Origin of the sequence: Paraclostridium bifermentans (assembly GCF_964259345.1) — a bacterium.
Taxonomy (GTDB): Bacteria; Bacillota; Clostridia; order Peptostreptococcales; family Peptostreptococcaceae; genus Paraclostridium; species Paraclostridium bifermentans_B.
The window spans coordinates 714,761-737,653 of record NZ_CAXVJR010000001.1; the positions used below are offsets into that span (position 1 = coordinate 714,761).

Annotated in this window: 16 protein-coding genes and 1 riboswitch; of the genes, 3 read left to right on the plus strand and 13 right to left on the minus strand. The window is 28.0% G+C overall.

The window, feature by feature from the left end:
• Window positions 1-181 precede the first annotated feature (181 nt).
• Window positions 182-367, minus strand: a riboswitch (cobalamin riboswitch).
• Window positions 368-639: 272 nt separating this feature from the next.
• Complete coding sequence (locus tag ACEXNK_RS03635) at window positions 640-1,419, plus strand: hypothetical protein (RefSeq protein ID WP_373600540.1); 780 nt, start codon at window positions 640-642, stop codon at window positions 1,417-1,419.
• A 56-nt stretch (window positions 1,420-1,475) separates the two neighbouring features.
• On the opposite strand, the gene ACEXNK_RS03640 is transcribed toward ACEXNK_RS03635, so the two are convergent.
• The 5 genes from ACEXNK_RS03640 to ACEXNK_RS03660 all read right to left on the minus strand — a co-directional run bounded on the left by ACEXNK_RS03640 (window position 1,476) and on the right by ACEXNK_RS03660 (window position 6,208).
• Complete coding sequence (locus tag ACEXNK_RS03640; protein ID WP_373600541.1) at window positions 1,476-2,330, minus strand: ABC transporter ATP-binding protein; 855 nt, start codon at window positions 2,328-2,330, stop codon at window positions 1,476-1,478.
• On the minus strand, window positions 2,330-3,412 hold the full coding sequence (locus tag ACEXNK_RS03645) for a FecCD family ABC transporter permease (protein ID WP_373600542.1): 1,083 nt from the start codon (window positions 3,410-3,412) through the stop codon (window positions 2,330-2,332). Before ACEXNK_RS03645 ends, ACEXNK_RS03640 begins: the two co-directional genes overlap by 1 nt.
• The gene (locus tag ACEXNK_RS03650) at window positions 3,412-4,443 is read right to left on the minus strand and encodes an ABC transporter substrate-binding protein (RefSeq protein WP_373600543.1); all 1,032 of its coding nucleotides are present in this window, start codon (window positions 4,441-4,443) and stop codon (window positions 3,412-3,414) included. Before ACEXNK_RS03650 ends, ACEXNK_RS03645 begins: the two co-directional genes overlap by 1 nt.
• Window positions 4,444-4,582: 139 nt before the next feature.
• Window positions 4,583-4,855, minus strand: a complete 273-nt coding sequence (locus tag ACEXNK_RS03655) for a hypothetical protein (RefSeq protein WP_373600544.1) — start codon at window positions 4,853-4,855, stop codon at window positions 4,583-4,585.
• A gap of 321 nt (window positions 4,856-5,176) precedes the next feature.
• Window positions 5,177-6,208: a hypothetical protein gene (locus tag ACEXNK_RS03660; protein WP_373601548.1), complete on the minus strand. Its 1,032-nt coding sequence runs from the start codon at window positions 6,206-6,208 to the stop codon at window positions 5,177-5,179.
• A gap of 176 nt (window positions 6,209-6,384) precedes the next feature.
• On the opposite strand from ACEXNK_RS03660, the gene ACEXNK_RS03665 reads away from it, so the two are divergent.
• Both ACEXNK_RS03665 and ACEXNK_RS03670 read left to right on the plus strand, forming a co-directional pair.
• A complete protein-coding gene (locus ACEXNK_RS03665; protein ID WP_373600546.1) occupies window positions 6,385-7,527 on the plus strand; it encodes a hypothetical protein in 1,143 nt (380 codons plus the stop codon).
• 174 nt (window positions 7,528-7,701) lie between these two features.
• Window positions 7,702-9,336 carry a hypothetical protein gene (locus tag ACEXNK_RS03670; RefSeq protein ID WP_373600547.1) on the plus strand — a complete coding sequence of 545 codons (1,635 nt, stop codon included), beginning with the start codon at window positions 7,702-7,704 and terminating at the stop codon, window positions 9,334-9,336.
• A 138-nt stretch (window positions 9,337-9,474) separates the two neighbouring features.
• Here the strand turns inward: ACEXNK_RS03670 and ACEXNK_RS03675 are convergent, their stop codons facing one another.
• The 8 genes from ACEXNK_RS03675 to ACEXNK_RS03710 form a co-directional block, all read right to left on the minus strand.
• Window positions 9,475-10,587, minus strand: a complete 1,113-nt coding sequence (locus tag ACEXNK_RS03675; RefSeq protein WP_373600548.1) for an ATP-NAD kinase family protein — start codon at window positions 10,585-10,587, stop codon at window positions 9,475-9,477.
• 92 nt (window positions 10,588-10,679) lie between these two features.
• Window positions 10,680-12,257 carry an aminomethyl-transferring glycine dehydrogenase subunit GcvPB gene (gcvPB, locus tag ACEXNK_RS03680; RefSeq protein ID WP_373600549.1) on the minus strand — a complete coding sequence of 526 codons (1,578 nt, stop codon included), beginning with the start codon at window positions 12,255-12,257 and terminating at the stop codon, window positions 10,680-10,682.
• A 13-nt stretch (window positions 12,258-12,270) separates the two neighbouring features.
• On the minus strand, window positions 12,271-13,668 hold the full coding sequence (gcvPA, locus tag ACEXNK_RS03685) for an aminomethyl-transferring glycine dehydrogenase subunit GcvPA (RefSeq protein WP_373600550.1): 1,398 nt from the start codon (window positions 13,666-13,668) through the stop codon (window positions 12,271-12,273).
• 40 nt (window positions 13,669-13,708) lie between these two features.
• The gene (locus tag ACEXNK_RS03690; protein ID WP_373600551.1) at window positions 13,709-14,488 is read right to left on the minus strand and encodes an SDR family NAD(P)-dependent oxidoreductase; all 780 of its coding nucleotides are present in this window, start codon (window positions 14,486-14,488) and stop codon (window positions 13,709-13,711) included.
• Between the two features lie 215 nt (window positions 14,489-14,703).
• Window positions 14,704-16,368, minus strand: a complete 1,665-nt coding sequence (locus tag ACEXNK_RS03695) for a methyl-accepting chemotaxis protein (protein WP_373600552.1) — start codon at window positions 16,366-16,368, stop codon at window positions 14,704-14,706.
• 346 nt (window positions 16,369-16,714) lie between these two features.
• A complete protein-coding gene (gene nagZ, locus ACEXNK_RS03700; protein WP_373600553.1) occupies window positions 16,715-18,484 on the minus strand; it encodes a beta-N-acetylhexosaminidase in 1,770 nt (589 codons plus the stop codon).
• A gap of 15 nt (window positions 18,485-18,499) precedes the next feature.
• On the minus strand, window positions 18,500-20,188 hold the full coding sequence (cspC, locus tag ACEXNK_RS03705; protein WP_373600554.1) for a bile acid germinant receptor pseudoprotease CspC: 1,689 nt from the start codon (window positions 20,186-20,188) through the stop codon (window positions 18,500-18,502).
• 19 nt (window positions 20,189-20,207) lie between these two features.
• On the minus strand, window positions 20,208-22,775 hold the full coding sequence (locus tag ACEXNK_RS03710; protein ID WP_373601549.1) for a S8 family serine peptidase: 2,568 nt from the start codon (window positions 22,773-22,775) through the stop codon (window positions 20,208-20,210).
• Between the last annotated feature and the right edge of the window lie 118 nt (window positions 22,776-22,893).

A 22,893-nucleotide genomic window follows, 5' to 3' on the forward strand; every position in this document is an offset into this window, starting at 1 on the left:
ATTAATATAGTTTTTAACCTATGCGATAAATTGATATGTTCAATTAATTGAAGTTGATGAGGTGCAAATAAAAAAATCCTAATCTTTTGGATTAGGATTCAAATAACATATTAAATAATACCTTTTTTAATTTATTTATTTTAGGTATTACTTTTAATTATTTTCCTTCACCCCGAAGAAATTAATTTAAGTATTCATAGGCAGGTCTCCTGGCTTAGCTTCACTTTACTCCTTCCCCTTCCCATAATCAATCATTATAGTGGTATTTTGAAAGTTTCATCTGCTTTACAGTAGCGGGGGCTGCAGAGGCCTTTAACCTCTTTCCCTATTAATTTTATTTCTAAAAACCTAGAATACATTTATTAAATTTATCACATATATTTATAATACTATAAATCTCGCTAATATCCTTCTATTTTTTTAAATTTTATAAAATTTATTATATAAATTATCATTTTATAATTATGTTTAATAATATTTATTATTCATACCGAAATATAGGTCTATATAATTTATTAAATTTAAGAAACATTTAGTATGATTAAACTTTGTCAATGTGTATAAGAATTTGTAACATTTCTATTAATTATTCATACAATTAAAGTGAAACAAATATTAAATAAGAAAGGATTGTGTTATATGAAAATGAATAACTCTAATTCTAGAGGAAATTGTTATACTAGTCATGAACACGAATATTGTAAGTGTTGCCAAGGACCTCCTGGGCCTCCTGGTAGACAGGGATATCCTGGACCTCCTGGAAGACAAGGTTGCCCTGGTGAACCTGGACCTCCTGGTAGAAGAGGTGAACCTGGACCTCCCGGTAAGCAAGGTGAACCTGGACCTACAGGACCTCCTGGGCCTCCTGGTCCATCAGGAGATTGTTGTTGCCTAGCTAGTACTTTATATGCATTACAAACAATATACGATGCAAACTCTAGCCAAAGTGTATCTGTAACTTCATTTAATACATCTAAAACAGGTACTATAGATGGTAAACCTTTAGATGATGCTGAAGTAGTAAAATTATTAGTAGGTTCAGGAGATAAAAAGACAGAAACCTATGTATCCTTATGTAATATATTGCTGATAACTTTTGAAACTAAACCCGATACTACATCAACTACATTAGATTATGACTGTGATACCCCAAAATGTTGTTGTAATGTTGGTATGGACCAAGCTTTACAAACTCTTGTAGACGACTCTACTTTCCCAGAAGATAATATTTTACAAATAGATATTTTAGACAACACAAATTCCTCACTTGATGTAGTTGAAGTATTTGGAATATGCAATGGAATCATATGGGTTGAATTCAAAAAAACAGTAGAAAAACACAGTTATGGAGCTATTCCATTATGTTATATATTCTCAGCAAATTTAAAGAAAAAAACTGATAATGGTGATGATGAGTAAATATCACTTTATAAAAACCTAGCTCAATAAATGAGCTAGGTTTCCTTATAATATAATCAAATATAACTTTTACATATATGCTCATGCTCTCCTGTAAATCCATCTTCATGTATATGATCATTACCTATTCCATTTATGTGCTGATGACTATGCATAAACGATACTTGCAATTTATTATTCATAGGATTTATCCCCACATATGCATTTACTCCAAATACTTCTTTTAGCATATTTGAAGTTATAACTTCTTCTACTGTACCAATCTTTTTTATCTTTCCATCTTTCATAACTATTAAATAATCACAATACATAGATGCTATATTCATGTCATGAATTGCAGATAGTGTAGTTATATTTAAACTTTTTACCAAGTCCATAAGTTGTATTTGATATCCTATATCTAAGTGATTTGTAGGTTCATCTAATATTAAAAAGTCAGTGTCTTGAACTAATGCTCTTGCAATTAAAGTTCTTTGTTTTTCACCCCCTGATAACTTTGAAAAACTTCTATTACTATAATTATCAAGTCCTACTCTTTTTAGCATATCATTTACCATATCAATGTCTTTTTTAGAATAATCTTCAAAAACAGATTTATATGGGTATCTTCCCATTTTAACTATTTGTTCTACTGTAAAGTCAAATTGCGAACTAGTTTCTTGGGCCAATACAGCTATCTCTTTTGCACAATCCTTATCTTTCATAGTAGATAAATCCTTATTATCCAATATTATTTTTCCATTATCTGGTTTATATAATCTATATATATTTTTAAGTATTGTAGACTTTCCACTCCCATTAGGTCCTATAATACCTACAAAAGACCCTTTGGGTATATCAAAAGAAACATCTTTTAATATTTCTTTTTTATCTATACTAAAACTTATATTTTTAACTTGTAATTTTAGCATTAGTCTCTTCCTCCAAATTCATAGTTTTTCTTAGAAATTAAATATAGGAAGAATGGACCACCTATTAAAGATGTTATTATTCCTATCGGTATTTCTACTGGAGGGAACAATCCTCTTGCTAATACATCTGATACTATTAAAAATATAGATCCTATAAGACTTGATAGTACTATGAGTTTTTTATGATCACTGCCTGCTATAGTTCTACAAATATGAGGAACTACTAAGCCTATAAAACCTATTGCTCCCGTTATTGCTACTAATGTAGAGGTTAACAATGTTGCAAGAATTAATATACTTGATTTTATAAGTTTTACATTTATTCCAAGTATTATAGCACTATCATCTCCTAACAATAATATATCTAGAGATTTTGACATTATAAAAGCTATCATACTAACTATAACTAATACTATAAATGGAAGTAATAAAACATCCCATTTAGCTCCACCTAAACTACCTACTGTCCAAAATAGCGCACTCTTTGCTTGATTAGAATTATCAGCTGAATATATTAATAAATTTGTTAGTGCCGAAAATATTGTTGATATTGCCATACCTGTAAGTACTAATCTTGTCGTAGATGTTGTTTTTCCCATTTGAGTACCTATTGCAAAAACTAGCACCCCAGATATCATAGATCCAATAAAAGCTCCACTAGTTATACTATTTATTCCAAGGCTTGATACCCCACCTAGAACAATAACTGCTACCGCTCCACAAGATGCTCCTGATGAAATTCCAAGTATATAAGGCTCTGCTATTGGATTTTTTGTTACACATTGCATAAGAACTCCACATATTGCAAGTCCCGACCCACATATAGCCCCTAGTAAAACTCTAGGAAATCTTATTTCCCATATTATATTTTGAGTCATAACATCTCCTACACCACTAAATAAAGCTCCATTTGTTAATTTATTTAAAAGTACTCTATATACTTCTCCAGGTTCTATATAAGTACTTCCTATTGCAATTGCTCCAACTATTGTACCTGCTAAAATTATAGTTAGTGTTATAACCCAAAACAAGAAACCTTTCTCTTTAGAAAGGCTTCTTGAGTTTACATTAATAGATTCCATTATTTATTTTCTCCATAGAAGTATCCATGCATTTCTTCTATAACCATAGGGTTTCTTATTCCTGGAGATAAATCAGCAAGCTTAACTACGTATATTTTATTATTTTTTATTGCAGGTACGTCTTTAAGCGCTGGATGAGATTTTAAATAATCTATTTTTTCTTGTGCAGGTTGTCCAGCTAAAAAGTCTGTTACTAATATAACTTCTGGATTTTTCTCTACTACACTTTCCCAAGAAACATTTATATACGGTTTTTCAGCGTCTTTACCAAATACATTTTTACCACCTGCTATTTCTATTAAGTTATTAGCAAGTCCGCTTCCAACTACCATAGCATCCTTTTCCCCAGAATCATAAACCATCATTTTAACTCTATCTTCTTCTTTAACATCTCCAACTTTATCTTCTACGGTTTTTATATCATTTTTCATATTTTCTATTACTTCTTTAGCTTTATCTTCTACTCCAAATATTTTACCAAGTAAAGTAAAATCTTCATATACAGTTTCTACTGTTGCATCAGGTGAATATGATTTAGCCATAAATGGCGCAACCCCTTTATCTATAAGTTCTTTAGGCGAACCCGTTGTTTGTTCACTTATAGATGAGTCCCATCCACTAACAAAATCTGCTCCAGTTGCAACAAAAGCTTCTTTTGATATAGAATGTCCTTCTCCTACTTCTAAGTCTGGTATTTTATCATATGCTTCTTTAAATTGAGGTAAAATAGGGTTATCTAAAAGTGCTGTTCCAACCATTTTATCTCCTAAATCTAATGCTAATAACATTTCAGTCATAAATTGAGATAAAGTAACTGCTTTTTGTTTTGGAGCATCTACTATAACGTTATAGTCTTGCGCTCCATCTGAATAAACGTATTCCACTTTTTCAAAATTACTTGATTCAACCTTTGTATTCGATGCTTTAGCTTCTTCTTTTTTTTCTTCAGATGCACATCCTACAACACTAAGTGTTAATCCAGCTATAGCCATTAGTGCTATAAATTTCTTTAAACTTTTGCTTTTTACCATTTTAATACTCTCCCCTTAAACTTTATAATTATATTCAAAAATAAAAAAGCCATGAAGTAATATAAAGGTAACACAAAAACACCTTTACATTTTAAAACCTTCATGGCTTTGATTTCATTAATTAACGATTGTATTTTAATTACCCTTGGTGATTATGTTCATGTTGTCCATTATGATCGTGTCCATGTTCATGTATATGTTCATGATCATGTGTATGTACTCCTGTAAATCCATCTTCATGATTGTGGTCATGTCCTTGTCCGTTTACATGTTCATGTTCATGTCCATGCATATGTGCATGTGAGTGACTATGATTATGTTCATGAGAACCACAACAATTTTCTCCTCCATCACCACAGCAACCATTTACATGTGGATTGTGATGCAATCTAAAATTCCTTTGTAAAAACATCTTGCTTCCCCCCTTTTAAATTGCCTTTTATATATTAACTATTTCCTCTTATATGATTTAACTATATTATGTTTTATCAAAAGAGTAAATACTACAATAAATTTTTTGAATATTTAATTTAATTTATATTTCTACACATATTTTATTCCAAAATATATTTTCGACATATTATTATATGAGTATTTATTTTTTTATTAACAAATTCTTATTTTAAAATAATTTTAATAATAAAAAAGCTATATATTATAAAATATTAATAAAATTTTTTGAAGATATTTTACTAACATTTACAATATATAGCTTTATTTTTCAAAACTTAATTTAATTCATTTTGTTATAGGGTGTTCTACTAACTATAATATTTTCATAATCCTTACTTCCAAATATAGTAGAACAAATATATTTATCAGCTTCTTTATAGTTTGATTTAAATATATATCTTCTAAAACTTATATTTGATTCTTTGTTTTTTAATACAGGGTTACTCCATGTACTTCCCAAATCAGAAGATTTACATGTATATACATAATCATACTCTCCCCATTCAATATAAATTTCATTGTCGTGATTAATTAAATGTGGAAACAAACACATAAGATTTGTTTTTATAGTTTTTGATTCATATATTTCAAATTTATTATTTTCAAACTTTCCTTTAATATATTTACAGTGATATTTTCCTTCATGATTTTCAGAAAATACTATATGATAGTTTCTATGTTTATCTTTTATAATATTTAAATATATTTTAGCTTTTTTAGAGTCTGTTATGTTAAATGGTTTTGTCCATTCATTATAGTACGAATTAAATATTGATACACATAATTCTTCACATCCATTTATATATTTAAAGTAAAATAAAATAGGTAAACTTTCATCCCAAAGCACTTCAAAATTGCTCATTATATTATATTGTATATAATCAACTTTATTTTTTATAATTACACCATCACTATTATAAATATGCATTAAATAAGAAGTATAAGGATTTTCTTTATTTATAGAATAATATAAAATATGTTCCTTATTTTGTATTTTTTTTATATAAGGAAATTTTATGTGAAAATCTTTGTAATAATATTTAAATATTACCTCTTTATTAATTTTCTTTTCTTGTATATTTATTTTGAAAATCTTACCTTTTTTATCATTTATTATTCCATATATATTATCATCAGTATCTATATCTAGATACACATCCACAAAAGAGTATTGATTTTCAATTAATTCTTCAACTAACGTTTCTTTTAAGTTCAATTTGTTATCTTCATATATTATTTTATTACCTAGCTTTAATATACTCAAGTCTTTATTTGATTTTCGAATTAATATTTCTGTATCATTCAAAAACACTCCCTAATCCCCTCCTAAAACTACTTATAATTATATCTATTATACGAATGCTATTTTATTCATATTTTTAGACAAAATTTATTTATAAAAGTAACAAATATATAAATATATCATATATTTAAGTAAAGAGAAGAATACAAGCTTTTCTTAATAAATACAGGAGAGGATATATAAATATGAAGGAAAATAAGACTAATCGATTAGATAACAACATTGATTATTACCATGATAAACCACATCATGACCATTGCTACTATAAACCAGAGCATGATTATTACTACGATAAGCCTCATTGTGATCATTGCTACTATAAACCAGACTATGGTTGCTATGATAAACCAAAACATGATTATTGCCATGATAAGCCTCATTATGATCATTGTTATGATAAACCAGACTATGATCACTACCCTGATAAACCAAAACATGATTATTGCCATGATAAGCCTCATTATGATCATTGTTATGATAAACCAGACTATGATCATGATAAAAAAACAAACCCTTGTTGTTGCCCAGAAAAAACAAAACCACAACAAAATAATTGTATGAAATGTTGTGACCCAATAGAGTTTAAGTGTCCAGATATAGGATGTGCTGTATGTACACCTATACTAACAGATAGAATCTATGATTTTAAATATATTTGTGAAAAATTATCTAGAACTGTACCTACTGTACAATTTACTGTAGATGCTCCTCCTGAAGGTATTTCATATGAAGATGGTGCAAAAGTATGTATAGAAAAAATCACTGTAAAATATGATTGTCTTGGATTTAATGACACTACTCTACCTATAAATATAGATGGAAATGCTATTAACCTTACTTCAGATAGTCCATTATCATGTGCTACTGATACAAACTTATATACTAAGTTCGAAGGTAACCTAACACCATCATATCTTTGCTGTGATGAAGGAAGAAAAGTAAGCTTGCTTCAAAGCCCTAAAACTAATAATCTTGGCGTTACTAATCCAGAATATATAGTTGAAGGTTTTATAGGTTGCCAACCTTTCAAAGCTAGAAATAAATTTACAGGAGGTACTACTAATATTGCTCCTCCATATCCACTTACTAATTTATTTGATAATATTTGCTTGCCTCAAACTGATGAAGAATTGACATTGAAAGCAAAATTCAAACTTGAATTATCAGTTAAGTGCATAATACCAACAAGCTCATACTCTACTGATTCTAATAAGTTTTTCGGTACAATATTTGAGCAACTATTAATTAAAGAAAAATTTCATATTATAAAGCCCGATGAATTAGTTGTATACTCAGCACCTGACAAATTTAAGTATCATGAAAAATAGGTTTATTCACTAAAAAATAGTATTTAAGATTATATAAATAAATGGGTTCATTTTTTATAAATGAACCTTTTTTATTTATGCACATAAAGTAAGATTTTTGGTATTTGTAATAATATATTATAAATTTACATAAATATAACTATAATATATTGTTTATTCTAGGAGGTCCCATACATGAATAATACTGATTCTAATCTTATATCAATACTAGATATTTTTAATGTGATAAAAGAACTAGTATACAATGTAGTAAACAACGATGACTTTTACGTTCCTCTATCTATTACAACGGAAGATAATTTGGTTCATAACATAATTATCTCAACTTCAAAATCTAATAATTTTTTAATAAATAAAAATATACTTCTTTATAAAAATAAAGCTATAAATTTAAATACCATATTAAAAGTAAAAATACTTGTAGATACTATACCTGCTGAGTTTAAAAATCTATTATTAAAAAATTTTGGAAATATAACTTTTTATAATTATAAAGAAATTTATGACTCAAACTCTTCATCCCCAAAAAGGAATACTCATAATTTTAATATTTATTCTAATAATAAATTTAATACAAATGATAATCTTCAGGATTATATAATAAAAAATATGAAAAATATAAAATCTATAAATTATAATACATCCCTGGATACTAATCACCACTCCATAACATCAAGTATAGATAAAGAAAACATATTGAATGCAGATACAAATTTAGATGTAAAAAGAAAAGAAGTTTTAGAAGATATTGATTTAGGTATAGGTAAATTAAATGTTATAAATTCAATTGAGAAAAACACTAAAAATATATTGAGTAACCTTGAAACAGAAGAAAAATTAGTACTGACTAATAATTCAGAAGAAATAGAAGTTTCAAGACCTATTAATACAGAAAATATCAGCGTCTTAGATGATTTAGAAATAAAAAATTACAATATATCCATAGACCAAACATCTACAAAAGCAATAGATAAAATAAATCAAAGACACTTAGATTCTATTACAAATATTACTCCACACTATTTAGAAAACACTTTATCAAATATAAACCCTAAAAAACAAATTATACAAACCAAGACTGTAAAGGTACTAGACTTAAGACCTATGAATACTTTTTTAGATAAAGATGAATTAGATGGTAAACCTCTTATGTTAGATCCTACTGGAGAAAAATATATAGGTGTAGTTTTAGATGATGGAACTTTTGAACCTTTAGAATTATGTTTAAAAACATTCAATGTAGTTGAAGATACTGTAGATAACTTAATTGGTAATATATCTGAAGTACAGCTAGAAAAATCACTATTGGATATAAGTGTTACTAAAAATAAGGTTCTACAGTCCTTGGATATTTATTATAATAACAATTTGGTAGAATATCAGGCTAATAATATTGTCTCGTTAAAAGATGTTATAAATACATCTAAATCTACAATTAAAAATATCACCAATGAGATAGAAACTGCTTTTGTAGTTTCAAAAAATAATTATGATATTATTAATAACATAAAAAATATATCTTATGATACTGTAGAAAACATTGAAGGTGTAGAAACAACGCCTGTTATTAATTCTATTGAACTTATTAAAAATAATAATAATGTTATAAATGAGGTAAACTTAGACAAAAAAGTTTCTAGTGTAGTAAAAGATATCGATGTAGATATAGTTAATAATGAAGTAGATTCTAAGTCTGTAGAATATATTGACGGAGTTATAGAATTCGCCGGTAATGGAATAATGGTTGTAAACAATACTGAATCAGGTATAACTATATACTCTATTCCTAAAATAAGCTCAATTAATTAATTTAAAATGCTATCTTAAGCAAGTTATTTATTTAATAAATTTCTTCTTAAGATAGCTTATTTATATTAATTTTTAATTCATAGTTTTTATGTAATATATATTTAATTTACATAAGAACTTATATATTGATATTAATTTCTAATTTTTAACTTTATACATTATTTCATCTTTATATCCTATTATGACCTTTATATATCCACTTAACATATTATCAACTTCTTCATTAGAAGTATCTATATATAAAGGTTTAAATTTTAAGCTTTTTATTTTATAAAGTGTAGATACTACTAGTATATTTTCTTTGTTGATTTCTTTAATAACCTTATAGCTTATTTGTTGATTTCCTCTACCTAATAGATAACCTTGCCCTCCAGTAGGAGTTATTATTAGTTTAGTTTTATTACCTCTTATAAATTTTAATATATCAGCTTCATTTGCATCTAATTTTATAATTTTTTTATTTTTAATTATATCCACTCCTAAAAGCGTACTCTCCAAATTTAAAGTATCAAGTATTGCTTTAGTAGTAGTTCCTGGGCCTATTATATATATAGTATCTTTCTCCATATTGTCAGCTATAAACAACCCTATAGATTTTTGAGCACATTCTTCGCTAAGTGGTGTTGGAGCTTTTTTATTTTGTATTGCTTCATTATCTAGTGGTACCCTTAAATAACCATATAACTTTGTATTAACTCTACCTTCTCTGTACATAGTTTCATCTAGGTCTACTACTTCTCTCATAATTGTTGATTTTATTTTTTGGGTTATATATTTATAAGCTACAACCCCTGCACTTTTTGGATTTATTGCATATACAGGAGAATGTATTTTAACCCCTGAAGGTATCCCCAGTGTTATAGTTTTATCGCCCACTCCTTCATATACATCTCTAGCCGTTCCGTCTCCACCCACAAATAATATTATTTCTATGTTTTTTTTCAACATTTCTTTGCATATATTTACAGTATCTATTCCATTTTTTCTATAATTTTTTATATCTATTACTTCAACATTAAACCCTAATTTTTTAGCCTCATTTTCTCCCATGTCTTTTGGACCTGTTACTATTTTTATATCTTCTTTTAAATTTTCTATTTGTTCTAATGCTATAATTGCTTTTATAGATGACTTTGGCTTAGCTCCTAAACTTATTGCTTTTTCTACTATTTCTTCTCCATCAGTACCTTTTAGTCCAACTGATCCTCCCATTCCTGCTATAGGATTTATTATAAGACCGATTTTTATCATATTTTCTACCTCTTTTTATCTATATTAAAATAGACACATAAAAAATCTTTAGGATTTTTATTCTGTGTCTATTTTAATAACTAATTTTTTAATTATGCATTTTGAGTTTGTTTATTACACTTTTTCTTGTACGCTCTCCATGTTATTGCCCATTTATTAGGATCATCCAACTCCGATTCATCTACTTTATGTATACTACTTCTATATGGTGCATTTAATGCTATATTTGCATCTTCATAAGCTTCATCTATTATATACTTAAGTGTTTCAATATACTCATCTAAATCTTCTTTAGATGGTGTTTCTGTAGGCTCAAGAGTAAATGGCTCTGGTATATAGTATGGATGATGTGAAGTCCAATAATGCATACCAAAATCCATCATTCTTCTTTGTATATCTCCAGTCCCTATTCCTGTATCTTCTTTTAATTTTTCAAGAGTATATCTTACTTGCTCTACCCTTTGTCTTCCTTCTATATATGGTGCATCTATAGATTTATGTTCCATTAGCTTTTTAAATAAATAGTTGTTATTTAATACTGCTATTTTTGCAACTTCATATAATCCTTCTGCTCCTAAACTTCTCATCCACGCATAAGCCTTTAGTACTACCTGTATAACTCCATTAAACATTCTTACTTTACCGATACTATTTTCTAAGTTGTAATTTAAGAAATAGTTTTTGTTATTTTCATTATAATCAACTAGTGGAACTGGTAAAAATGATACTATTTTTTCAACTACTCCTACTACTCCACAAGCTGGTCCTCCACATCCATGAGGTGCAGAGAATGTTTTATGAAGATTAAAGAAACACATATCAAATCCAGCTTCTTTTGCTCTTGTCACTCCAAGTAATCCATTTGCATTTGCTTGGTCATAGCAGCAAAGTCCTCCAAACTCATGAACTAAATCTGTAAACTCTTTAACTCTTGGGTTAAATACACCCGTGTCTTCTGGGTTGGCAACTATAAAAGCTGCTGTTCTTTCTGATACTGCTGCTTTGAATGCTTCATAATCTGGATATCCATTTTCATCTGGTAATATTTTTATTATTTTATATCCTTTAAGTGCTGGAGCTGCTGCATCCGACGGATGAGAGTATATAGTAGTTATTATTTCATCTTTAATTTCAGAAGCTTTATTTTTATCATGATATGCCCTAACTAATGATGCCATAGTCATTATAGCTTGACTTCCTCCACCTGGTTGGAATGAAAATCTGTCCATACCTGATATTTCTTTCATGTAATCTTCAGTATGTTTTATTATTTCTAGAACACCTTGAATTGTACTTTCATCCTGTAATGGGTGAATTTCTGTCATTTGAGGTAATCTAGATAATTTTTCATTTATTTTTGGACTATATTTTACCGTACAAGTCCCTTGACCTATCTCTATATTTAAATCTGCTCCTAATGTTTGTTGCGATAGTCTTAAATAATGTCTAAGCACTCTATGTTGTGATATCTCTGGTAAGTCTATATCTTTTCTTTTCATGCTATCAGGAAGTACACTTACTCCATCTCCTATACAATTTACAACTTCTTCACTTGCATTTGGTGGTATAACTCCTCTTTCTCCTTTTTGTGATAGTTCAAATATTATAGGTTCATCCCATTTTGCTTGATGGAAGTTTCTAACTTTATAATCTCTATCTATTTTATTCAAATTAATTCCCCCTTTAAATTAATACTTCTTTTAATTCTTCTACTAGAGTATCTATCATTTCTTTATTATGTATCTCTGTTACACAATAAAGCGCACATTGTCCTAGTTCACTGTAATCACTACTTAAATCTTTACCTGCAAATATATTCTTTTTAAGTAAAGCTTCATTTATCTCTTTTACTGTTTTATTAGTTGAATTAAAATCTAGTATAAATTCTTTAAAAAACGGCGAATTGAATTTTAAATTTACTCCATCTATTTCGCTTAATTTTTTAGCTGCATACTGACTATTTTGCATTATAGTTTGGCCAACTTCTTTCATACCATATGGACCCATAAGCGATAAATAGACTCCCGCAGTTATACCTAAAAGTGCCGATTGTGTTCCAACAAATTCTTTACCTTTTTCTCTTAAATTCCCAAAAGAAGTTCTATCATAAGCAACATCTCCAAATCCATACTCACCTTCTACATCAGTTGGGGCTATTCCAAATAATCTAGATGGATATTCCATAACAAATTTTTCTTCATCTCTCGTAGATATAAATCCAGACTGTCCTCCCCCATAATTCATGTGATTTCCTAAAGTTTGAACATCTCCAACAACTATATCTGCCCCATATTGACTAGGTGGAGTAAGTACTCCTAAACTTATAGGGTCAACCCCTACTATACTTATAGCACCAACTTCATGTGCTATATCAGCTATTAATTGTCCTTGAGTCTCTATAAATCCAAGTGCTGATGGATTTTCTATATATATAGCACATACATTTTCATTTATTTTTGATTTTAAATCATTTATATCTAGTAAACCTGTATTTTCATCATAATTTATAAATTCAAATTCTACGCTAGGATGACAGTAGTTTTTCATAACTAAAAATCTATCTTTATGTATAGTCTTAGGAACTAAGGCTTTTTTTCTTCCATTTATTCTATTTGCCATTCTAACTGCAGTAGATGCAGCCTGAGATAAGTCAAATGTCGGGACACTTACAACATCCATATCAACAAGTTCTCCAACTAAACTTTCATACTCAAATAAACTTTGAAACCTTCCATGATCATTATAAGGCTCTCCTCCATAAGCTGTTAAAAACTCTGCTCTTGTATTTACTTCATCACATACAGCAGGTATATAATGTTGATAACACCCATATCCTAAAAAGTTTAAATTATCTTCACATGTAAGATTCTTTTTAAGTATCTTTTCTACATGAGTCTTTAATTCATATTCTGAGTGTATAGCTTTTGGTAAATTCATAACTCTATTTAATCTTATACTTTGTGGAACTTCTTCATGTAAATCTTCTAAAGAATCTAATCCTATTTCTTTTAACATTTCTTCTTGAATTTCCTTAACTGAGTTTGGTATATATGGATGTGAGTTTAATCCTTTTATAGCCATTAGTTTTCCCCCTTCAATTTTAAAATAAATTATTAAACTATTATGCTATTCCCCCACCGTCAACTACTAAAGCTGTTCCTGTTACCCAACTTGATAAATCACTTGCAAAAAATAATACAGCATTCGCTATATCTTCAGGCATTCCTAATCTTTCTAATGGTCTTCCTACTGCTGAATCTTTAAAAAATGTATCTTTTTCAAATCCTAACTGTCTTCCTTCTTCTTGTAACATATTAGTTGCTGTATCTCCCGGATTTATAGAGTTTACTCTTATATTATCAGGTCCATGGTCGATTGCCATAGCACGAGTTAAGTTAACAATACCACCCTTAACAGCACAATACGCAGCAGCTTTATCTCCACCTTTTAATCCCCATCCTGATCCCGTATTGACTATGCTTCCTCCTCCGTTTTTAGCCATTACAGGTATTGTAAATTTAGATAAAAGATATGTTCCTTTTAATCCTACATCTAATACAAAGTCCCATTCTCTTTCCTCTAATTCTACTACTGTTTTTCTAACTGTAACTCCTGCATTATTGAATAGTATGTCTATTCTTCCTTCCTCTTTTTCTATATCTGATATAACTTTTTTGCAATTTTCGTAAGAAGTTACATCACATTTATAAAATTTAGCATTTCTTCCTTCATCACATATATTTTTTGCTGCTTCAATCCCAGCTTCATTAACATCAAGCATTTTAACATTTGCTCCATATGCTGATAAAAGTTGAGCTGTAGCTAGTCCAATACCTGATGCAGCTCCTGATATAACAGCTACTTTTCCTTTTAAATTTAACATTTCCTTCTTCTGTAACATATTTTTCACCCCACTAATTTAAGTAACTCTAATCTGCATTTTAATTTCATTTTTATATAATATATTTTATATTTATAAAATTTTGATATATAAATATTTACTTTAGCAATAAAAAAAAATAATATTTATACACATACTAAAATGCGTATAAATATTATTCTATATTAAAAGCTATTAACCTTTATTTTTTTCTGAATTTTTCAAATTTACTTAATTTAGTTTTTTAAATTAAAGCTTTCTATCAATGACTTAAGCATTTGAGCTTGTCCATTTAATTCTTCACTTGCAGCAGCACTTTCTTCTGATGTTGCAGAGTTTGTTTGTACTACTGATGAAATTTCTTCTACGCCTAGAGTAACTTGATTAATTGCAATAGCCTGTTCATCAGATGCTTTTGCTATATTATCTACAACTTCTATAGTTTCATTGGTTTTTTCAATTATTCTTTGAAGTGACTGTGCTGTATTGTTCATGATTTCACTTCCATTTTCAACTGCTTTTATAGAGTTTTCAATCAGCTCTGCTGTATTTTTTGCAGCTTCTGCTGATTTTGCAGCTAAGTTTCTAACTTCATCTGCAACAACTGCAAATCCCTTACCTGCATCTCCTGCTCTAGCAGCTTCTACAGCTGCATTAAGTGCTAATATATTAGTTTGGAAAGCTATATCATCTATAGTTTTTAAAATTCTACCTATCTCATTTGACGCAGTAGATATCTCATCCATAGCTTTGACCATTTCAGACATTTGTCTATTACCTTCTTTTACTTCTTGTCCTGAACTTAATGTCAACTCATTGGCTTCTTTTGCGTTATTTGCAGTGTTTTTTATTTTTTCTGAAATCTCCATAAGAGTAGATGATAGTTCCTCTACAGAACTAGCTTGCTCTGTTGCTCCTTGAGATAACATTTGTGATCCACTAGCAACTTGTTCAGCTGCAGCTTCAACTTCTTCTGATGCTGAGTTTATTTGTGCCATAGTTTTGCTTAAATCTGCAGTTATATTATTTAAAGATAATTCTATATTATTAAATACACCTATATATTCTGCATTTGTATTAATATTAAAATTACCTAAAGCAACTTCATTTAAAACACGAACTGTATCATTTATAACTAAATTTGTATTATTGCTCATTTTTCTAATACTATCTGCTAAATGACCTAGTTCATCTTCAGATTCATAGTTAACTTCAACATCAAAATCTCCATCAGCCATTTTATTTGTTGCTATTTCAATTTCTTCAATAGGAGTTTTTAAACTCTTTGTTATATAAATTGCTATTATAATACCTATACCTATAGTAATTACTCCTAAAGTAATAGCAATAACTACAGCTTTTGTTATAGTGCTTTTTATATCTTTATGAAAACTTTGACCATTTGCTTCTGAATTATCATATAGTGCAATTGATGTCTTTGAACTATCATAAAATACTTGCTTATACGTTTCTGAATTTAAGTTTGCTTTAGCCCCCGCTATATCGCCTTTATCTAATAGAGAATATGTTAATTCAACCTCTTGTTTTAATTTATTTACAGTATTTTCCATTGAATCAACTTGACTTTTATCTCCTGAGTATCTTTCTCTAATTATATCAAGTCGTTCATATGCCTTATCTAAGCTTTTTTGAAGTTCTTCTCTGTAGCTAACCTTTCCATCTGAAAGAACTTCACTTGCAAGACATCTACCTACTCCATTTACTTCTCTACGAACTCCCATTGCCTCACTTGTTACTGTGTAAGGTCCGCTAAATATTTTATCCGTTAAATCGCCTAAATATATTAATTTAGACACCGCATAAAAAATTGTAATCATAGAAACAATCAACACTATCATAAATGATATATTTAACTTTTTGCCTATTTTTAAATTTTTCATATTATCTCCTCCTATAATTTAAAACTAACATTAACCATTTTTTAAAATAAAAATTTAATTATTTTTATTTTTTGCATTTTTAGACATTTTTCTCCATTTAGACATACTCTTTTATATCGTACGTTTTTTAATATTCTTTAATTAATTTTTAAAATATTTAAAGTTAAAAATTTATTTATTTCATTTTTCCAATAACTCAACGAGTTTCTCAAAACATTTTCATATACTAGCTTAATATCCTATTATTTTTATATTTTATGGCTTATTTCAATACTTTCATTAATTTTAATTTTATTAAACATAAAAAATCTCACTTAGTAATTAAGTGAGATTAAATCCATTAATTTTAAATATCATATTTTTCCTTTAATTTGAGTATCCTATAAACACTTTCATCAATTCTTTTTTCAGATATTTCATTATCTTTTACTGCTAATTTAATTTCATTTATAGTACTTTTAACAATTTTCAAATCATTTCCTATAAGAATAATATCAGTACCTGCATTTATAGATTTAATGCTTGCTTTTTCTATAGATATACTATTGCTTATTGCTTTCATAAGCATATCATCAGTTATTACTACTCCGTCAAAATTCATTTTATTTCTTAGTAAATCATTTATAACTTTTTTAGACAATGTAGCTGGATTTTTATCATCTATATTTTCCATCAATATGTGCGATACCATAACTGCATCACATTCATTATCTATTGCTTTCTTAAAAGGAATTAATTCAAATTGCTCAAGCTCTTTTAAACTTTTATTAACGCTCGGAAGTCCATAGTGAGAATCAACTTCTGTATCTCCATGTCCCGGAAAATGTTTTACCACAGGTATAACTCCCGATTCCTTTATTCCGTTCATGGTAGCTATTCCCATAATTGAAACTATATTTTCATTATTTCCAAAAGCCCTATCTCCTATTACTGTATTTTTAGGGTTGCTATGTATATCAAGTACTGGTGCAAAATTCATATTTATATTATGCTCTTTTAACGTATTACCTAATTTCATGCCATTTTTATATGCATATTTGACATCACTTGTATTTCCTATATCTCTTGCCCTTTTAAATTTTTTTGTATCTTTAGGAAGCCGACTTACTCTACCACCTTCTTCATCTATTGATATAAATAAAGGTGTTTTTTTACTTAAAGATTTTATATTCTTTGTTAGACTTGATAGTTGCTCTGAATTTTCTACATTCCGAGAAAATAGTATAACTCCCCCAACTTTTAAGTCGTTTACTAAAGTTTCAATTTCGCTATTTATATTAGTTCCATTAAATCCTGCAACTATCATTTGACCTATCTTTTCATCTAAACTCATTTTATTTATCATATCTTTTATATGGTCTTGCTTATCTTCTAATAGTCCTACGATTAGGCTATTCTTTTTTATTTCTATAACTACTTGTTTCTCATTTTTATGTAATCTATATATTTCTTTATTTTTAAGGAATTCTACATCTAAAACTCTCCATCCATCTTTTTCTAATTCATTTATATAAATTGGTGTTTCATCATATCTGCTATCTATATATTTTATTCTATAACCAATACTATCTACTACGTCATAGCCACTCAATTTATAGTTTATTTCTTTTGCATTTTCAGGAATTTTTAACTCATTTATTATCCTACATGATTTATAACCATATTCTTTATAGTATTCATTTAAATTCCCAGTAAAATTATAAAAAAATAAAATATATATAAGCAGTATTGTTATAATAGTTGTAAATATACTCATATATTTTTTTATGTTTATGTTATTCAAAACTTTAGAATGCGATATATATATAACTATACAAGTTATTATTGCTAAAATAGGAGTATATACACTAATTTCATTTCTAGATATAAAAATAATGCTAATTACAATAAATATATTAATACATCTATCAAATTTTGAATAGTTTCCTTTCTTGCATTCCTTTACGAAAAAAAGAATAAATCCTAATGCTACAATTATAACTACCATCAATTGTCGTATTATATCTATATTGTAAAAGTATATCAATGCAGGTCTTAAAATTCCTATTAGTAAAAACATACTTACTCCAAATATCATATTTACTGTATTAGCTTTTTCCCCTTGTACTTTCCTCACATAACTACTCCTTTATTATCTTAATTTCTTAGCTATTTCTTCCATAGTTTTTTCAAAGTTTAAAACTCCATATCCAGTATTTACATTTGGGTATTGATATATCCCTTGGCGTTCTGCACCTAGCATTAAATACACCTTTAAAGCTTCTGTATATAGTAAATTTCTTCCAAATATACTTTGTGAGTTTATATATTCCATCAAAACTGCTACAATTCCACTAACTATAGAGCTAGAAACCCCAGTTCCTATACTACTTATGTATTGACTATTTTTATATGGTCCTATTATATTTACCCCAGGGGCTACTATATCTGGTTTAAGTGGGTTTTGATTTATCGTTCCTCTTGATGATTCAATCCATATACTATCTATTTTATTATTATAACATCCTACAGTTATTACACTTTCAGTAGTAGCAAACAAGGTTGTGGTCGAGAAAGAATTTGAGTTGATAAACCTAGTATCTTTGTCTATTAAATTTTTATTTGGTAAAAATATATCATAATCTCCATTTATAATAAATTGTGGCTTCAATCTTATAGTCCATATTCCTGGCTTTACATTTATTAGCCTTATAATAAACTCTTCTGTTCCTGATTTTATCCATGGGTAATTATACTTTAACTTATAATCTGTACCCTCAATATTAAATCTTCCTATATAAACACTTTCTTCAGGGCTATACTTCATATTGTAACTTAACTCTCCTGAAGGTGATATTACATATGGAGTTATTTTGTCTGGACCTATACAACTTACAGTAATGTCTAAGTTTTTCTGTTCACCTACTTGAATTAATATATCTTCTACACTATCAATGCTTGTTAATTGTCCTCTAAAATGTATATCTGTATTCCCTTCATTTCCAGCTCCACTTACTATCACTATTCCTGCTCGAATCAAATCATCAAATGCATCTAGAAAGTTAGTTAGTATTACAGCCCTGCTCCTTTCTCCTATTGTTAAGTTTATTACCATATCTTTATTAGTTTTTTTATAGAAATCTATAGCGTATCTAATTCCTGCCAAAAAGTCACTCAATTCATAGCTTATTATATTTTCCTTATATATACCTTTATACTCCCTAAGTTTTACTACTAAAAGCTCACTATCAATCGCTATGCCTTTATATGATTTATTTAAACTGCCACTTCCTACAGCTATTCCTGCTGCAACAGTCCCTGTTCCTATATTATCTTGAGTCAATGATGAATCACTATTTCTTATATACTCATTGATTTGCTCTCTTTTAAATTCACTTCCAAATTTCAATCCGTCTGGTGGACTTTGTTTATTAGTTGTCTGATCCCATATTGATACAATCTTACTAGTTCCATCACTTTTAATAAAATCTGGGTGCAAATAATCTATTCCTGAATCTATAATAACTATAACTATATCTTTCCCAGAAGAGTTTATATAAGGATTTTTATCAATATAATTAACCCCAGATGCTTCTCTTGCCCCTGTTCCATTACTTTTATCATTATTGATTTCTATAAGTGAGCTCATAGGTATAGATAACTCCCAGTCATATACTGAATCCATTTTACTTAAAATACTTTCGTCAAAATCGCCTTTTACATAAATAGATGCTATTTTTCTGTTTAAGATAAGATATCTATCTATATTATTATTTTTAAGCTCATTCTCTAATAGCCCTACATCTTCATTGTATATTAATATATATGATTTCTCTTCCATTAAGTCCCCCCCGTACATCTTACTTTAATTGTTCAAATATCCCTTCTATATCTAATACTCCATATCCATAATTTGCATTTGGATATTGTAATGTTTCATTTCTCTTAGCTCCAGCCTTAAGATACGTAGCTATTTTTTGAACTATTGCTTTATTTTTATAATTTTTATCAACTAATGAATATTGCATTATAAGTGCCACTGCCCCTGTAACAAAAGCTGCTGAAACAGAGCTTCCTGTAACTGTTGCATACCTTCCTTTTGTGTACGGTGCTATTATATTAACTCCCGGAGCTATTAAGTCAGGTTTTGTTACTCTCCCTATAGTTCCTATACTTGGCCCTCTTGAAGATTTTGCCCAAATACTGTTATTTATACTATCGTAAACTCCAACAGTTATTGTATCTTTGTATCCACCTGGATATGTTATTGTATAATTTGGATTTCCTTCTCTAAATTTAGTTCCTTCTTTTAATAATTTTCGATTTGGTAAATAAATTTGATATATACCATTTGTTATATCTTCTCCTTTTAATCTTATTTTCCAAATACCTTTTTTTATATTATCAAGATTAATATTTATTTGTTGATATCCAGAGTATGGAGATGGGTATGAGCAAATCATATTGTAATAAGTATTTTCTAAGTCAAATAATCCATCTATGAAGTTAAAGTTCGATACAAAAGTCGATTTACTTTCTTCACCCGATGGAGATATTATAGATACATTAGCTGTATCTGGCTTGTTCATCCATAAATCTATTTCTAAATTTTTTTCATTTTCTTGTAACTCTACTTCTACATCTTTTATATCACCTTTAAATTCAATTTTACCTGTTGTATGACTTTTACCACTTCCTTCATTTCCCGCTGCTACTACTTCACATATTCCATATTCATAGAACAAATCATCCGGTATTATAAGAGTCCCTGTAACTATAGCTTCGTTGCTACCTAAAGAAACCTGATTAATTAGGGGCATATTATTTTCCTTAGCTTTTTGATATGCATATCTCATAGCTATATGAAGCGTTGCTGAATTGTAATATCCATCTATTTTTTTTAATTTTATAACTATCAATTCACTACCTTCTGCTACTCCTGCATATTCTCGTTCTCCATTCCCTAGACCTGTACATATTCCACTCAGAGCAGTTCCTATTCCTTCTTCATCAACTGATAAATCTGGGTTGTTTTCTTTTATAGCTTTATTTATGTCTTCTCTTGTATATTCCGTGCCTATCTTAAATCCCTCTGGGGGCTTTCCTTCCTTTGTTTGGTCCCATAAATATAATATTTTTGATGTTCCATCAGGATATATAAAGTCTGGGTGAAGATAATCAATTCCTGAATTAGCAATAGAGATTAAAACTCCACTACCATCTATATCTATATTAGGATTAGTCTTAAAAAAATTAGCTCCTATATCTTCATTTGCTACATATCCATCTGTCGTACCAGGTATTAATTCTGCCAATTGAACCATTTTTGCATATCTTTGTATTCGTGAAATAGATTTAATCCTATATAGTTCTCCTATATTTTTTAATTCATTCTTATAAACATATAAAATACCAAATTTAGGTCCTAACTTTCTAAATTCATAAATAGATTTTAAGGTTTTTATATCTTCTTCAAACCCATCTTTATAGTCTACAATAAATATTGGAATCAAATTACTTAAATCCAATTCTAAATTCTGAAGTTCTCTGCTATATCTATATTTTTTTTCTAACTTTATTCCATTAAATATAAGAAATGTTATCTCTTCATCTTCTAATCTTAATTTATCTAGGTCATTAGCTTCAATTTTTGAATATATATCTACATTTCCTTTGCATATATTTAATGGTTCTAATATTACCTTCCATTTACCTTTTTCTAAAAAACTATTTGATTGTATTTTTATATTTATGTTATTTTCATTCTTTAAATCAAATAATATATTTGCATTTTCTATATCACAAACTAGGCTTTTGTCAATATTTTTCACTTTAATTTTAGATGGACTTACTATATTAAATCTAAACTTATCACTTATATGCTTAAATATATTTAATTCTATTTTATTTAGGTTATCTTTGATATAAATTTCTATTTTATTTGAATAATTATTATTCTTATTCATTTTCAAATTCTTCTTTAAGTAAATATTTTTTTTATATTGGTTGAATAAATGTATATAATCATAACTAAACTTCTTTACTTTATAACTAACATCAATCAACATAGGAACTTTATATTCATTTGAATCCTTAATCATATGTTTTATATGTCTATCTATTACTAAGTTATTATTAAAATCATTACTATATATTTGCAAGAATATAACCTTATTTTGACTACATTCAAAGTCTAAATAAAGTTTATTAATATTAGAAATTTCATCTAGATTTATTTTATATAAAATAGACTCGCTTGAATAATTTAAATCTATATGCTCTATAAGCCTATCTAGAATATATTTTGATTCTTTTTTTAATAATTTATAAAAATACATCAGAATATTAACTACTTTATCTATCATCCCATCTATAACTAAGTTTTGATTGTCTATCTTAATTATCAATTTACAGTATATAAATACCACCCTCCTAATTAGTATTTCTAATAAAACATTATATGTTTTATTAGAAATACTAATGATAAATTTTCTATTGCTTAAGTTTTATTTTTTTTTATAAGGGTAAATTTTAAATGTAAATAGT

What these genes read in the sequence shown, in the direction of transcription:
- ACEXNK_RS03635 (WP_373600540.1), top strand. Translation starts at nt 640, where the DNA reads ATGAAAATGAATAACTCTAATTCTAGAGGAAATTGTTATACTAGTCAT.
- ACEXNK_RS03640 (WP_373600541.1), bottom strand. Translation starts at nt 2,330, where the DNA reads ATGCTAAAATTACAAGTTAAAAATATAAGTTTTAGTATAGATAAAAAA.
- ACEXNK_RS03645 (WP_373600542.1), bottom strand. Translation starts at nt 3,412, where the DNA reads ATGGAATCTATTAATGTAAACTCAAGAAGCCTTTCTAAAGAGAAAGGT.
- ACEXNK_RS03650 (WP_373600543.1), bottom strand. Translation starts at nt 4,443, where the DNA reads ATGGTAAAAAGCAAAAGTTTAAAGAAATTTATAGCACTAATGGCTATA.
- ACEXNK_RS03655 (WP_373600544.1), bottom strand. Translation starts at nt 4,855, where the DNA reads ATGTTTTTACAAAGGAATTTTAGATTGCATCACAATCCACATGTAAAT.
- ACEXNK_RS03665 (WP_373600546.1), top strand. Translation starts at nt 6,385, where the DNA reads ATGAAGGAAAATAAGACTAATCGATTAGATAACAACATTGATTATTAC.
- ACEXNK_RS03670 (WP_373600547.1), top strand. Translation starts at nt 7,702, where the DNA reads ATGAATAATACTGATTCTAATCTTATATCAATACTAGATATTTTTAAT.
- ACEXNK_RS03675 (WP_373600548.1), bottom strand. Translation starts at nt 10,587, where the DNA reads ATGATAAAAATCGGTCTTATAATAAATCCTATAGCAGGAATGGGAGGA.
- gcvPA (WP_373600550.1), bottom strand. Translation starts at nt 13,668, where the DNA reads ATGGCTATAAAAGGATTAAACTCACATCCATATATACCAAACTCAGTT.
- ACEXNK_RS03690 (WP_373600551.1), bottom strand. Translation starts at nt 14,488, where the DNA reads ATGTTACAGAAGAAGGAAATGTTAAATTTAAAAGGAAAAGTAGCTGTT.
- ACEXNK_RS03695 (WP_373600552.1), bottom strand. Translation starts at nt 16,368, where the DNA reads ATGAAAAATTTAAAAATAGGCAAAAAGTTAAATATATCATTTATGATA.
- cspC (WP_373600554.1), bottom strand. Translation starts at nt 20,188, where the DNA reads ATGGAAGAGAAATCATATATATTAATATACAATGAAGATGTAGGGCTA.